The 14,713-nt window shown below is 31.6% G+C and carries 16 protein-coding genes and 1 tRNA gene; 6 read left to right on the forward strand and 11 right to left on the reverse strand.

Going from position 1 to position 14,713, the window contains the following annotated elements; genetic code table 11:
* Positions 1 to 154: 154 nt before the first annotated feature.
* The 8 genes from CLU97_RS12105 to CLU97_RS12145 all read right to left on the reverse strand — a co-directional run bounded on the left by CLU97_RS12105 (position 155) and on the right by CLU97_RS12145 (position 6,913).
* On the reverse strand, positions 155 to 562 hold the full coding sequence (locus tag CLU97_RS12105; RefSeq protein ID WP_121488152.1) for a 5-fold beta-flower protein: 408 nt from the start codon (positions 560 to 562) through the stop codon (positions 155 to 157).
* A 176-nt stretch (positions 563 to 738) separates the two neighbouring features.
* On the reverse strand, positions 739 to 1,683 hold the full coding sequence (locus CLU97_RS12110; RefSeq protein ID WP_228437676.1) for a helix-turn-helix transcriptional regulator: 945 nt from the start codon (positions 1,681 to 1,683) through the stop codon (positions 739 to 741).
* Positions 1,684 to 1,905: 222 nt separating this feature from the next.
* A complete protein-coding gene (locus CLU97_RS12115) occupies positions 1,906 to 2,232 on the reverse strand; it encodes a helix-turn-helix domain-containing protein (protein WP_121488153.1) in 327 nt (108 codons plus the stop codon).
* A gap of 57 nt (positions 2,233 to 2,289) precedes the next feature.
* Positions 2,290 to 2,733 carry a transposase gene (locus CLU97_RS12120; protein ID WP_121488154.1) on the reverse strand — a complete coding sequence of 148 codons (444 nt, stop codon included), beginning with the start codon at positions 2,731 to 2,733 and terminating at the stop codon, positions 2,290 to 2,292.
* A gap of 120 nt (positions 2,734 to 2,853) precedes the next feature.
* Positions 2,854 to 4,122, reverse strand: a complete 1,269-nt coding sequence (locus CLU97_RS12125; protein ID WP_121488155.1) for a hypothetical protein — start codon at positions 4,120 to 4,122, stop codon at positions 2,854 to 2,856.
* Between the two features lie 88 nt (positions 4,123 to 4,210).
* Positions 4,211 to 4,777, reverse strand: a complete 567-nt coding sequence (locus CLU97_RS12130) for a hypothetical protein (protein WP_121488156.1) — start codon at positions 4,775 to 4,777, stop codon at positions 4,211 to 4,213.
* A 1,213-nt stretch (positions 4,778 to 5,990) separates the two neighbouring features.
* Positions 5,991 to 6,671 (reverse strand): hypothetical protein, encoded by a 681-nt coding sequence (locus tag CLU97_RS12140; RefSeq protein WP_147436476.1) that lies wholly within the window; start codon positions 6,669 to 6,671, stop codon positions 5,991 to 5,993.
* A 59-nt stretch (positions 6,672 to 6,730) separates the two neighbouring features.
* Positions 6,731 to 6,913 carry a hypothetical protein gene (locus tag CLU97_RS12145; protein ID WP_105681904.1) on the reverse strand — a complete coding sequence of 61 codons (183 nt, stop codon included), beginning with the start codon at positions 6,911 to 6,913 and terminating at the stop codon, positions 6,731 to 6,733.
* 296 nt (positions 6,914 to 7,209) lie between these two features.
* On the opposite strand from CLU97_RS12145, the gene CLU97_RS12150 reads away from it, so the two are divergent.
* From CLU97_RS12150 to CLU97_RS12175, 6 genes are all read left to right on the forward strand, one after another.
* The gene (locus tag CLU97_RS12150; protein WP_121488159.1) at positions 7,210 to 7,569 is read left to right on the forward strand and encodes a hypothetical protein; all 360 of its coding nucleotides are present in this window, start codon (positions 7,210 to 7,212) and stop codon (positions 7,567 to 7,569) included.
* 141 nt (positions 7,570 to 7,710) lie between these two features.
* Positions 7,711 to 8,535, forward strand: coding sequence for a hypothetical protein (locus tag CLU97_RS12155; protein WP_121488160.1), 825 nt, complete (start codon positions 7,711 to 7,713; stop codon positions 8,533 to 8,535).
* Between the two features lie 17 nt (positions 8,536 to 8,552).
* Complete coding sequence (locus CLU97_RS12160; RefSeq protein ID WP_121488161.1) at positions 8,553 to 9,479, forward strand: hypothetical protein; 927 nt, start codon at positions 8,553 to 8,555, stop codon at positions 9,477 to 9,479.
* A gap of 31 nt (positions 9,480 to 9,510) precedes the next feature.
* On the forward strand, positions 9,511 to 10,218 hold the full coding sequence (locus CLU97_RS12165; RefSeq protein ID WP_121488162.1) for a hypothetical protein: 708 nt from the start codon (positions 9,511 to 9,513) through the stop codon (positions 10,216 to 10,218).
* Positions 10,215 to 11,144, forward strand: a complete 930-nt coding sequence (locus CLU97_RS12170) for a hypothetical protein (protein WP_121488163.1) — start codon at positions 10,215 to 10,217, stop codon at positions 11,142 to 11,144. Before CLU97_RS12165 ends, CLU97_RS12170 begins: the two co-directional genes overlap by 4 nt.
* Positions 11,145 to 11,156: 12 nt before the next feature.
* Positions 11,157 to 11,567, forward strand: coding sequence for a hypothetical protein (locus tag CLU97_RS12175; protein ID WP_121488164.1), 411 nt, complete (start codon positions 11,157 to 11,159; stop codon positions 11,565 to 11,567).
* A 714-nt stretch (positions 11,568 to 12,281) separates the two neighbouring features.
* Here the strand turns inward: CLU97_RS12175 and CLU97_RS12180 are convergent.
* The 3 genes from CLU97_RS12180 to CLU97_RS12190 all read right to left on the reverse strand — a co-directional run bounded on the left by CLU97_RS12180 (position 12,282) and on the right by CLU97_RS12190 (position 14,712).
* Positions 12,282 to 12,353 (reverse strand) — tRNA-Arg (locus CLU97_RS12180).
* 68 nt (positions 12,354 to 12,421) lie between these two features.
* Positions 12,422 to 14,185 (reverse strand): TonB-dependent receptor, encoded by a 1,764-nt coding sequence (locus tag CLU97_RS12185; protein ID WP_121488165.1) that lies wholly within the window; start codon positions 14,183 to 14,185, stop codon positions 12,422 to 12,424.
* A 35-nt stretch (positions 14,186 to 14,220) separates the two neighbouring features.
* Entirely contained in the window at positions 14,221 to 14,712 is a 492-nt protein-coding gene (locus CLU97_RS12190; protein WP_121488166.1) for a hypothetical protein, read from the reverse strand.
* Position 14,713 lies beyond the last annotated feature (1 nt).

Below are 14,713 nucleotides of genomic sequence, written 5' to 3' on the forward strand. Positions count from 1 at the left end.
AATTCAGTTTGTAGTATCAATTTATACGCCAAGAAGGCTTTAAGGCGTACCACATTTAGGAAAATTTTCTATGTAGAGCTCTATTTATTCGTTATTTTAATTTTTAGAGGAAAATCATAGCTAAAAAATGACTGTTATTTATAAAAAACGTTTTCTATAGCTTAAAAAAGAAATATACCACCGCAGCCCATTCCTTCTGAATACCCCTGGCATAGCCTATCGTACTTCGGCTTGCATTTTCAACGGTTCCGTCATCTTTAATATAGCCTAAAGTAGAACGGCTGCTATTTTCTACCGTTCCGTCCTTTTTCACATACCCTACTGTGGAACGGCTGCTGTTTTCAATAGTCCCGTCACTTTTAATATAACCAATAGTTGATCGACTACTATTTTCAATAGTACCATCGCTCTTGATATACCCTACCGTTGAACGGCTGCTGTTTTCGATTGTTCCGTCACTTTTTATATAGCCAATGGTACTTCGGCTGCTGGATTCTATCGTTTGGGCTTTTGTGAGCGTCATGCTTATCAAAATAGTGATAAGAAATGCTATTTTTCTCATGGTTTGCTATTTTGCCTCTAATGTAAGATTCTATTTTGATTATTTTAAATTAACAGCAAATGATATATTCAAAAATTCCTTTTCATTACGGAAATCTGTAGTGGTATGAATTATTTTAACACTTTCGGAGTGTTTAATTAAATAATAACAAACCATCAAAACAGATCCGTTCCAGGCTAAAAAGTATCTATCCATTTATAAAGATCTGTATCAGAAGATATTTCGAATGCTTTTCTAAGCCTGCTTTTTCTCGTCTGAACTGTTCGTACCGAAATATGGTTGTATTCTGCAATATCTTTTGTTGTGAAACCAAGCTTGATAAGAGCACATAGCTTGAACTCCTCCCCTGTCATATCCGGATTGATCTCAGTAAGGTTATCATATAAATTGGGAAATGAAGATTTCATTTTGGGTATAAAAGCAATATCGTCATTTATGGCAAATTTCACCAGATTTTCCAAATCTATATCATCTTTTCTATTGAGTTTTTCACGCATATTCGCGATTATCTTTTCACCATGAAGAACCTTCTGATATAATTCCAAAATCATAAATTGTTTCGACAGGATAAAATAGCCTAGAATTGCAAACCACACAAATACACTGATAAAAGCAAAGAGCCTCTGATTTTTTGAAAACTCTAAATTTTCCACTCCCCTAACCCTGAATATCCTAAAATCATAATAATGGCTTGTTAGAAAAAGAATAAATGCGGTAGCAAAAACAACGATAATATGCTTCGATGTTTCCCTTGTATTAAAAACAAATAATGAAGTAGTAATGAGCACAAAATAATATAATGACAAACCATTTCCAAAACCTGATGTGGATGAGAAATAGAAAACCAGCAGCAAAGAAAGTTCTATAGCGATCAGGCATATTAAAGCATTTTGGCGTGCCTTCGTAAAAAAGAAAAGAATAAGGAAAATCCCCCCGAGTATAAACAATCCTCCAAAAAAAGCTTTGAAACCGAAAAACAAATCTCTTAATCCGTTCAAAAGCAAAATAACTCCAATAGAAAATGCAAACAAATTTAATCGCTGAGCATCAATTCGCTTAAATTTATCCGAATCAGGCTCAATATGCAGGTTTTTTATATAATTGAATATTTTATGCAACATCACCAATAAATAATTACAAAAAGATAATAATTATTCATACATAAACTATTCATTTTGATCCTTTTTAATAAAAACAAAATATAATAGCTTGATAATCATCAAATAACAAGTTTAACATAGACAGAAAAGGAGTTCCTTTCAGATCTCCTTTTATTCTCTTTTTTATCTCTCATTGTAAAAAACTTACATATTTAGAGACAAATATATTGTTATAGCACATTTTCAAATTAAAAAGCTTTTTTTCCATTTGGATACTGTATTACGACTTAATTTAAAACGGGATGCTAGTTGAAAATTGTTGAGCTTATTTTTTTTCTGATAATCAAGTATTTTAAGAATATCTGATTTACTAAACGAACGGAGCCTTTGATTAGCAACAAAAGTTTCTTTGTCTGGAGTACCAAAAATTTTTTCGTTGAGCACTAAAATATCCACAACAGATAATCTTTCTTTCTGTAATAATTGTTGACAGTTCGCCTTTTTTTCCGGAAACTCCTTTACTAAAATGTCGTTATAAATTCTCTTATAATCAGGTTTTGCTTTTTCCATAGTAATTGTTGTATTAATTTCACACCCTTGCTACTTTGAGATATGATAATAAGGTCTTTATATCTGTTTTTCCTCATCTTTATATTTGCATATCCACTTATAAAGAGTTGTTTTTGGAATTTTATAATGTTCTATCACTTCAATTTTTGACATTTCCCCAGATTGTATTTGTTTCAGAATAAAATTAATAACCTCTTTTGTATAAATATTTTTCCGGAATTGAGGTAAGGTTACTTTTTTTCCCTTCTTATTTTCTGTTCTCTTATCTGGTATGGGAGGAGCATATAAAATCAGATGCTGTGAATACAGCCTGAAAAAATCATATTCTAATAATTTACTCCATTTCAACAAGTTTTCCGTTTCTATACTTGTAGCATTGTACATTTTTTTTATTTCCAATTCTGTACATTTCATAAAATTACAGATGCGGGAAAATTCTATTCCGCGTTCGGCAACTTCTTTTTCAATCAATGGTCCAATGGGAATCTCTTTAAAATTCATTAGTAGTGTTTTTAGAATCTTTTAATTTAATTGAGAGTATTTTATAAACCGGCAGACGAATTCATCTGCCGGATATAATGAACTTAAGGGGCTTTAATCTTTTCTATTTATACTTTCATATCAATAGGATGACATTCTTTGCGCCGCCATAAAGACACGTCGGATGTTATTGCTGGGATCAGTATCATTTAAATTATCTACAGAAATAAACATGATTATTCTATACCAGATTCCATCTACAACTACATCTACCGTTTCTATCTCCTGAGAGTCATCACTGGAACTGGTAGCTGTTAAAGGAGTAGAGCTACTATTCATATTATCTCCCCAGTTAAGGTAAATTCCGTTATCAGTTTCCATATAACCTCCGGGTGCTAATAAAATATTCGAACGACGGAAGCGGTCTACACTAGATAATGCCGAATACCACACTTTAATGTTAGAACCAGAAGCATTTACCAAACGGGGATTGTAGGTAACTGCTCCTGAACCCTGATTGGAACTTGCATTAAAATTAATATCCAATTTTAATTTTCCTCCTAAAATAGCATCATAAGTACCACCAACCTGCGTGCTCAACAGCCCTATATACGTTGCCGGTAATGTATAAGTAAAGAACTGATACTCACCAGGCGCAAGTACTTTCCCGGCACCTATTGTTGCACTGCAGCTTTGCCCCCCAATCGAAATGGGAAATGTTGTTGTATTAGGACTCGACACCGTTGGTGTTCCGGAAACAGTATAGTTTAAAGTACCTGATCCCTGTGTAAAATTGCCCTGTGGAAGTGTTGCTGTAAGACCATTTACAGGCCCTATAGTTTGTGAACCATATATTCCTGCATTGCCTCCTGAATAAGGAATCGACATGGTACCTTGATAAGGAGTTCCAGAAGTATAGGTAAGTGGATTCAGTGTTGCCGCTGTGCATGTCAAACTGCTTATTGTTCCCGTCTGTAACGAACGTCCGTCCAAGGGTCTCCATTGAGTCCCATCCCAATAAACATATCCCGTAAAAGTAAAGGTAGGCTGAGTTCCTTGGTTATACACCAACAAACCAACTGCAGGATTGGGAATTGTAGACGCATCATTATATGCTGTTAAAGCTACTCTTGGACCTAAAAACCCTTTTTGGCTTCCCGATGCAAGCTGACTTACATTAAGCTCCAGAATAGCAGATGCGTCGGGAATTGCACCAATACCTGTAGATCCTGAAGAGGTTACGATAAAATCATTTGCTAACTGTGTTGCCGTTGGTGTTCCTGTCGCGGCATTATTTTTACCACCATCGATATTGAATACCCCTTGTGGATTTTGCGTATTGATTCCTACTTGCGCTAAAGCTAATGATCCAATCGTTAACGCACAGATTGTATAAATTTTATTTTTCATTTTATTTAATAATTGGGGAAAACAGAAAAGAATCTTATAATTATTCTTTTCCTGAGTTACTCTATTTTTAATTTGTGTTCCTGTTATTTTAGTATAAACTGTATTTGAAAGAGGGCGGAGGCCGAATTTGTATTCCCATTAGATAAGCACTTTCCAACACCACTATTTTGATGGGTTGTTTAGGAAAAATGTTGTTATTGTATAAGGCAAATACCTTTTGTTTATTCTGTACTATTCCTTGTTTTTCTTTAAAGGTATTATTGGTTATGACGATAGCAATATCTCTTGATTCCCCATTAAAAACTACATTAGAATTAGTATTTTCACTGATATAGATTCTCTGTTTTGAAATCAGTTTTAGAGATCTTTTTTCTACCTTCTTATTTTTAGCTTTTTTTATAGTTTTAGTAAAAGAGGCCTGTGGTGATTTTGATAAAGAAGAAGAAAGTACAACTACTTTTACATTGGAAATTTGATCCGAATTGTATACAGTAGTAATGTCTTTTATATATAATGAGACCAGACTATCTTTTTTCTCTGCCTGAAAAGGAATGCTGTCTTTTATATTGAGACTATAATCAGTTCCGATGTATAGTTTTGCATAAGTATTATAAAAAGAGTATAACAAAAGAAGCATGCCTGATGCTTTTTTCATACTGTAACGGCTTTTCTTTAAATACTTTTTCACCTCATAGGAATTGAGTTGTAAAATTGATCCTATTTTGGCCTATAATAAAGAAATGAGATACGCTACAGATACCTTATGGGAACGCTAAAACATACGCCATAGATACCATCAAAAACAATAAACAAGGTTCAAAATATTGATTTTCAGAAAGATAAATATATTTGATAGATTTTTATTTTAATCTGTATATTATCAATGATGATGACATCTAAAAAACAAAAATTCACTTTTTATTTACAAGATTGAAGAACGGGTGCTTGATTTTTTCACAAATTGTCCGCTTTATAATAAATATGAGCAAAAATAAACCAAGGATTCCATTTTGTAATTGTATTTGTAAAAATCACCAGCGTCAAAAAATAACCAAAAATTATTAAAAGGAATTTTAGTGATAAAAGAATTTCAGTTGAATGTGCAATTGTTATATTATCAAAGAAGGAAACTGTTATATTTAGATTCTTATATTTTGACTCAAAAAATAATCAACCAACAACACATTGAAATACAATCATATATAGATGTAAAAAAAAGAGACAATTATTAAAATAATTGTCTCTTTTTGTGACCGCAGCGGTGCATTTTCCGAACACTTTTACAGGAGATTTAGATAAACTTGCTAAACTCTCATCATTCATTATCTCGTAAAAAATTATCTATGATATATAATTCCGTTTCGGATTACTTTATTAACTACCATATCATTGGACAGCATGAAACATTGTGTATAATAATATTCTGAGAGCTACTACAGGCGATATTAATTTTTTGAACATATCAAAATAATGATCTGTAAAAAAAACGTATCGCTACAGACTTTACCTACTTAAATTGCGTGGATATGGTTATGAGTTGTCACGGATTACAAATCCGCGACATCGGGATTTCTCCAAAAGTAGCAAAGCTTTTTATTGATGATTACAAAAAAACTTTCAAAGACATCTTAAAAACTAGGTATTTTGGATTTTTCTTTCAAGAGTTCCGAGGAAAACCAATGAAAAATTTCCCTATATTGTTTTCTATACCATAGATGAAAACTTGAAAATCATCTTTATTAAAGCGGTTTTCAACACTTCGCAAGACGACCAAAAATACAATGATATATAAAAAGCAACTCCTAAAAAGTTGGCTTTTGTGTTGTTCTTCTTCTAAATTTCATGAGAAAAAAGAAAAGAGCCGGAAATTAGGAAGTTGACACTAACATAGCATCTTCTATTTCCCAATAATTATCATGCAATCTTAGTTTAAATACAGCATTTCTACCGTAATAATCTTTTTTTATATGATGGTCAACAAAAACTAATGCTCTTTTTTTTGAAGTATCGAATACAATCTCTGAAAAATAGACAACACCTATCTCACATTCATTTGTATATTTATCATACTCTGCCAGATCCAGGACTTTTGCGGTACACAAATTAAATTGATTTGCTTTTATAGAACTTCGTATGCTTAAATTTTTAATATCTGGACTATTAGAAAAGTCTTTAAAAAAATCCTTCGTTCTGATTATGCGTCTTAAATAAACCTCGGTATTATCTGTCCCGAAATATGTATTTTTACTTTTAGTAGAATCTATATACAAATTGCAAAATTTTTCAGGATGATTAAAAATTTCGTTGTGCGCTTTTGTCTTCTCTTCGATATATAAATCATCATCATGAACTCTTAAACTATCAAAATATCTTTTTTCACCTAAATAATCTTCCCTAAAAAAATAAGGTATCAACTGATCTGTTAAATCATTATATAGTTTTACATTAATATCGGTTGATTGACTTACACATTTTTTCATTTCCTCCTTACAATTCGTAAGTAATAAAGAGGATAATAAAATTATAACTATTTTAGTTTTAAAATTCATATTATTTAGGGATTTTGGGTTAATAACATGGTCTTACTCGCAATCATCTATATGGTGCTTTATTGATCATCCAGCAATAGTTTCAATTGCTTCAGATCTCTTTGAGATATCCTCAGTAAGCTTTCTATGTTTTTATTGGGAGTTGATTTATCGACAGGCAAATCTAAGCCTTTAAGCCATACCGCTAATAAGTATTTTTTAAACAGGTGTTTACCTATTAATTGTTCTTGATCTGACTGCATTTGAAATGGTTATTGTTTGTTACAGTGAAAATAATAAAACTAATTTTATTATACACCTATTAAATTGAAATTTAGTATATTAATAAGCAATAAAAATGTTGGGATAGACTTAATCCAGTTATAAACTTGAATACATTTAATCAAATAAGATATTACTTTTAAAAATATAATCTGTTTACATTATTCCCTATCAATTTAAAAAGATAAGCGAAAAATCAAGAGTACGTCAAGAGAACGTTAGACCTCATCAACAAACAATCACAATCAAAAATTTAATAACGATAAAACAAAACATTATGAAAAACTTATTTATCACAATCTTGTCATTCTTACTAATTTCTATCAACATCAATGCACAAAAGAAAAAGAAGCAATCAATGGCTCTTCACCCCGAACGTTTGTCCATTGGCATGACGAGAAAAGAAGTTATTACAGCAATGGGAGAACATATCCCTTTAAAAATCATTGGAGCAAAGACTTATCCTAATGGAACTGTTGAAGTTGGGCAGTATTCCGATAGGAAACTTATATTTGGGAGAGGGATTGTTGAAGAAAGTTACTATTTGTATTTCTTAAATGACTCTCTTGTTCAATGGGGACGACCTCAAGATTGGCAACGTGAAGCTGACAGAATTTATGAAGTGAGAGTGAGATAGACTTTACAGATTTTTAGTTCGTTTCTCTCTAATTTTAACAACATTCCTTGCGTGATTAGATTTAATATTATAAAATTATGGTTATCCACAAAGTAAAGAATTACAAAATTGCTTAAATTGTATTCAAAATTTTAAATAAAAATGATAACCAGAACAAGATTTAGAGAAATTGACAATGAAATTAAATCATTAATAAGAAAAACCTTAGACGATATAAGAGGTAACAATTTTGATAATTATATACTTTATATAGCAGATGGGGATTACAATGATGATTTTGCTAACCATCCTAAATTTTCTCCATATGTCATAGATAATCGAATAGACTTATATAAAGATGATACAAGAATAAATTTTTTAACAAGATTTATGACCACTTTTTATAGTTTTCCTCACGGTGTTGATGAGGTTACCGATGATGAATATAGAATCTATATGGAATTAATGGTTTATTGTCATGTGTGGGAATCTAAGCCTTATTTACGAAAGTTATATCGTTTTGCTCTTTTGGCAAACAATGAAAATTACGAATGGAAGGTCGAAGTTCCAGAGATGAGTAAACATGATTTTATTAGAAATAACATTAGGACGAAATTCACTGATTCTTCAAATGACTTGGCAAATATTATTCGAAAAGGATTTCATACTTCGTTAAGAAATGCATTTGCACATTCAGAATTTCACATTTTAGAAAATATCATTCATTTAGATACATATAAAGGACAATCATGGGACATCAAAGAAATTTCTTTCGATGATTGGAGCGAAAGATTTTGTTATAGCATATTATTGTGTTACCATTTATTAAAAGAATCTTATAATGATAGAAGAAATATCATAACATTGACCGGAAAAGATAAATTCAAAATAAAACATCCCTCCAAAGATGGGACAAGTTTAAGAGAAGTAAATATTCTTTATCATACAGACCAAAATGGGTTTTCATTCGAAAGATTGTCTATTTAATATCAAATTAGAATTCAATGGAGCTACTTGAGCAAATAATTAATGAATTAATAAATACAAATGATTACAGCCTAAACTCAGCATTGTTAAAAACTAAAGTTTTAGCAACTCGGATTCAAAATAAAGAGTTATTAGATTGGGTTAATTCAGAATTAACAGGATACGATGATGTAGATACAATGCCCGAATATCGAAAAGGAATTGTTAATGGTTTACAAGGTAATTACATGAACGGTCGCATGATGTATAAAAATCATGAGATTCCAACTATGGGTTTAAATAAAGATTTAGAACATTTTTTAAGGTATATGGATTTTCCAAACAGTGTGACAGAGTTAGAAAATTTATGTTCAACTAATGGTTCAACACTCAGTTCACCTATTCGACCTGAACATGTAGCAATTATAGAAGCAAACTGGGTAAATATGGGGAATCCTTATTTGAGTATTCAAGGAGTTAATCGGATTTTGTCTAAAAACTTTATTGAAGGAATTTTATCCAATGTTAGAAATAAACTTTTGGACTTCATGTTGAAAGTGGATGAAGAATTTGGAAATATAACCGAAATTAAAGAACTACGAAATAAACAAAATGAAATATCTAAGATTGTGAATAATACGATAATTAATAACAATGGTGATGGAAATGTTTTAAATACAGGAAACAGTAATTCCATTGAAAATAAACCCAAAATTCAAAAAAATAGTATTGAAAATTTTGAAAAACAATTGCGAGAAATAAAAGTTCCTGAACAAGATATTTCGGAAATTATCCAATTAGTTCAGGAAGAGCAACCAGATTATAATGAAAATAAATTTGGAAATAGAGTAAATGGATGGATAGCAAAAATGGTTACAAAAACAGCTGAGGGAGGTTGGGATGTAGCAATAGGAGCCGCAGGTAGCTTACTTGCTACCGCAATTCAATCTTACTACGGAATGTAACAACTTAAAAATCAAATTTATTTACAATAAAATGGAATCACTTCAGGAATATATCGAACGTTTTAAAGAGGACTACCCTAATTGGTCTGAGAAAGACGTAATCAATTATGCAACGAAAATGTATAATAAAATGTCAACTGTTAAAAGAGGAGATAATATTATACATCTTGATTATTTTGATGGGTTGATAATTGCCAATGAAATATCCGAAATTGAAAATTTGCTTGAAGATGGTAAATTGGAATTAAGCAGATTTGATAAAAGAGGAATTTCATATAACTCCATTGAAGATTTCACATTACAAGTTTCCTTATATATTAATAATCCTGTAATTCAAAGTATTTTGCTGGGTGTTGCAGGAAACATTGCTTGGGATTCAATTAAAAACACAAGTATTTTTATTTGGAAAACAATTAAGAAGCGGCATTGGGATAATGAAGAATCAAATAAAAGACAGAAGATTAATTTTGGATTAAAAATCAAGACAGATAAAGAAAAAATTATAAGTTTAAATTTAGATAGCGAATTGACAGACGACCTCTTGTTAAAAGCATTAGATAAATCCCTTGAAGTTGTAAAAGAATTAAATAAATTAGATATACAAAAAGATTCTGATGATACATTATTCTATCCAGCTGATTTTTACACTTTTGATATTGAAAAAAAACTATGGTTAGAAGTTGACATTATGGAAGAGATTCGAAAGAAACATTTGAAACAAAAACTAAATAAGCCATGAAAAAAGAAAAAATTATATTAAGTTCAACCCATATGGATTCTCAAAATACAGTTATGTTAGAGTCTGCTCTTTATAGTGCTTTGCCCTCAATTAATGGTGATAGAAAACCAAGATTAGGAGTTGAACATATTAGGACATTTCCACCATTAGGAGTTTTAAATAATGGAGAGGTAAAGCAAGGAAATGATGGACATTTTTATCTAATTGCAGAAAACTACTTTTTTGATAAAAGAGAATATCTTGAGTTAGAAAATGGAGAAAGGCTTATTATGGAATCATTTAATGAATATGAATTTCCATTCAATGAGTGTGGTGAAGAAGAGTTAAATAAAATTTTAATTTCAGTAGATCCAAGTAATTTTGACAATCCAAAGGACATTAATGACTTTTTCAATGATATAAATGATTCCGAATTAGATACCGACAAAGAGTTTCATGGTCGAAAATCATTAATACCCGACCCTGAAATTATCATTTCAATTCAAACAGTGATCGCTGTAGCATTAGGTATAGGGCTAAAGAAAATTCCTGAAAAAATGGGTGATGCAATAGGTGAAGATTTGGTTAAATTCTATAATTTACTAAAAAAAGTTTCAGCAGAAGCATTAAAAAAATCTATTCCTAAAAATCGACCAAATAATTTTGTTATAATATATCCGAATAAGAAATGCATAATAGAATTAGTTGTTACTACTAAAAGTGCAGACTTAGTTTTAGAGTCAGTTTTACCAGATAAGATGAAAGATATAAATGAAAAGATTAAAATACTTTTGAAACTAAAGCCTGAAAAGATTCAATTTATTTTTGAAGAAAATAAATGGCTTTTTAATTACTTACTTACAGAAAATGGAAAAGTCATAGGTAGAGAAAAATCTTTTAATGATAGAGATGAGACTTATGCTAATTTATTAAGGAAACAAAGCTAAAATTACTATTCTATGCCAAATATAATTTTTAAAGCGATGGGAATTGCTGACGAAGAGAGATTGATGGATATAATTATGCAAAAAGTTAGTAGAGAGGGAAGATACATTTTGAAAATACAAGCTAATCAAAGCCCAGAAGATTTGATGGCTAATAAGTTAGTTGCATTTAAGGTTCTGACAAGAAAAGTTATTAAAGATAAAGATGATATAGAGTTTTTTGAATATAGCGAGGGAGACAATTTTGCTTCTGCGAAACTCAAAGGGACATACAAATGGGTTGAGGAGGAAAAAAAAAGGTTAAACCCTAAATATGTTATGAGAGTGTGGAATAAATTAAGTAATAATGCTCTTATTGCTGGTATTATAGGTTCTGTATTGGGAGCAATTGTCGGAGCTGTTTTAACAATGTTATTTACAAAATAGATTTTTTCTACTCTCCGAGCGAGATAAAGGTACATATTCTCTATATTTCATTATCCTATAGGAAAATATAAATATTCACATATAATAAAAACCATTTAAATAGCTTTAAACCTTTACTGATAGGCTGTTTAAAAGGTTTTTTGTTTTTGCTTGGTAAAATATCTATTGAGCAGGATTTACATTTACTTTTTTCACACTATACGTTGTGCCATTTTAAGCTCTATCTCTATAAAAGTGATATGAATACCAGAATTTATTTTAAGCAGAAAAAATGGGGTACGTTCAGAGACCGTTCGAGTTGATTAGAGTAAACCTACTTTGAAAATTTTTAGAAAAATACTCCGGTTAAGGTCTGTGTATAAAACCACCCCCCTCTTGACTGAAAGGAAAATGGATTTTTTAAGGGCACTGGCATCACAGATTTTGATTCTGGAAAATAATTCTCCAAAAAAATATTTTGTACTCCGAAAAAGAACACAATATTTTTGTACACGTTTTAGTGATTCCTGTAATAAGATACATTGCTATTGAATTATGAGAGTGATTACATAGAAAAATAAGTAGATGATTTAAGATTGTTTAATTATCGTGTGTTAACAATAAAAAGTATTCTGTTTTATATTTACCTTGACCAAAACCTTGACCAAATACAAAATAAAGGCTTTAAAAAAAAATCAACCCACTGTAAAACAGCAGGTTGATTATTTAACATTGTGACCGCAGAAGGATTCGAACCCTCACTGTCGGAGCCGAAATCCGAAGTTCTATCCATTAAACTATGCAGCCGTATTCATAAACAATGAATAATTAATTATTCAATGATTGCTAATTACTCATTGTTTATTATTTATGCTTTAGAAAGTAATTTTCACACCTCCCAAAATCTGTGCACCCAGGACTTTATATCCTTTGTACGTCTGGTATTTTGAGCTCAGAAGATTATTTCCGAGTGCGAAAATACTGAAATTTTTGTGAATTTTATACTCTGCTGAAAGATTTAAATCTGCATAACCACCTACTTTGTCGTTGGTATTTTCTGTAGACTGGAAGATCACATTCGGAGCACCTATTCCTTCAATCGCATAAGAGTTTGTAGTTCTGTCACTTGCAAAGATTCCTTTGAATCCTAGCAATAGCTTCTTGTCAAGCATTGTATACTTTGCCCCGATGCTCGCATTGAATAAAGGAACGTTATAAATATTGTCGTAGTTCTTCAGATCATATTTCGTAAACCTCAATTCTCCATCAATAATCAGGTTGGCTAATGGGAAATACTGTATACTACCCTTGATATCACTTACATTTCCATCATCATAAACGGCAGAGAATGTATTGGCAAAATTGTAGGCAGAACGGTTAACAGAGATGTTATCAAAAAGGCCGTTGGCTTTAAAGAACATAATATCTCTCATCTTTCCATAACCCGCAGAGAAGTCATATTTCAACGTTTCATCAATATCTCCTCTCAATCCTACATAAAAATGATATTTCGTCTCTGTTGGCTTTAAAAACTGGTCAGAAAGGATGAATGGGTTCGTCTGCAGCATATCTCCGTAAGTATTCAGCTTCAGACCTCCGTCTACCCCTCCGTAGAATTTAAATTCTTTGGCAGCAGCAAACTGGAATTCAGCCTGCGGGAACCAATATGTTTTATTATTTTTTTGCTTCTCTAACTGATCATTGGAGTTTTTAGCATTCAGGAATGAGAATGAAGATCCCAACATCAAATAAGAGTCTCCTTTTCTAAATGTCACTTTCGGAGTCAGGCTCGTATTGAAGAAATTGGAAGAGTTTTTATCTCTGATTGCAAAATCTGTTTTTACCGCATCCAGTCCTACTCCCAAATCAGCATTCAGGTTGATTCCTGATTTTCCTAATTCAACAGCATGTTTAGAGAAATTAGCCAAAATTGAAACCTGGTTCTCCGAAGCATCAAAATGGTCTTTCAGGAATGATGATTTTACCCTTACATCATTTAAGATTTCATTGGAGTAAAAATCATAATATCCGTTTACTTTAAACTGATTTACTTTTTGCTTCAGATCAATATCTCCCGCAGGCTGCATGGCATAGATTCCATAATAATTATAGCTGTCTAAACCATATTCAGCATTAAGATTGAATTTCCCTTTTTCACCATAAGAGTTTAAGAAAGCACCAACATTGGCGGAAGTCTGCCCGGATTTCCAGTCGTAATCTTTTTTAAGACCATTCGTGGAAAGAACATGAACATCTGCTCCTACTTCAAGTTTATTTTGAAGGGTTTTTGAAACGTTTCCGTCTACCAGAACTTTTCCGTAATTACCCATTCCGAACTGGAAGTAGTTATTCTGGGCAGTTCCCTCAAATTTCGGTGCTACATCTTCACCCTGAATGGTTGAAGTTTTGAAATCCGAAACAGCAGGAACATCTGTGATGGTATATTTCACAGGAGTCTGCGATTTCTCTTCCGGCGGATAATTCTTGATGGTTTCCACAGAAGTTTTCTTCTTCTCGATCTTCTTCACCTCTGGTTCTCTTTTTTTGTTAAGAACCAGTTTTTCCTCCTTGATCTGGGAAAACGCCACCGACGAAACCCCTAAAAATAATATGGATAATATTTGAATCTTCTTGTTCATATTTTCTTTATTTGAAAAAAATATATAACGGGTTTTTATTTATTGGAAGCAATATAATTGCCTAATAAAGCTTTCCCTGATTGTTTTGAAAAAGTTCTCCCTAGTCTGAATATATTAAACAGCCAAAGGCTTTGATAAACTTGTAATTTGTATTGATAATTTTTCGTTGTACTGTTCTCTGCTACATCATAACTGTAAAAAATATCGTAAGGAAATCCTGAAGGCAGTAATCCGACTGTGAGCATACTTCCAATCATTGGATTTCCGCAAGGAGGAGTACGCGTCATCATGGGATGCAGAGTTATTTTTGCTGCATAAGTACTGTCTTCTACAATTTCATAAATATTGGAGTGTTTTAAAATTTTAAATTCTTTTTCAAGATCCTTATTTACCACCAAAACCTTTTTCTTTTTGAAATCAGCTTTTGCATGGTTATATTCTTTTGGATAGGCACTGTACGAAGGAATGCAGCTCCAGAGAGAAGCGGAAATTAAAAGAGAATATATGGAAATTTTAAACACTTTCATT

The sequence above is a fragment of the Chryseobacterium sp. 7 genome (assembly GCF_003663845.1).
GTDB lineage: Bacteria > Bacteroidota > Bacteroidia > Flavobacteriales > Weeksellaceae > Chryseobacterium.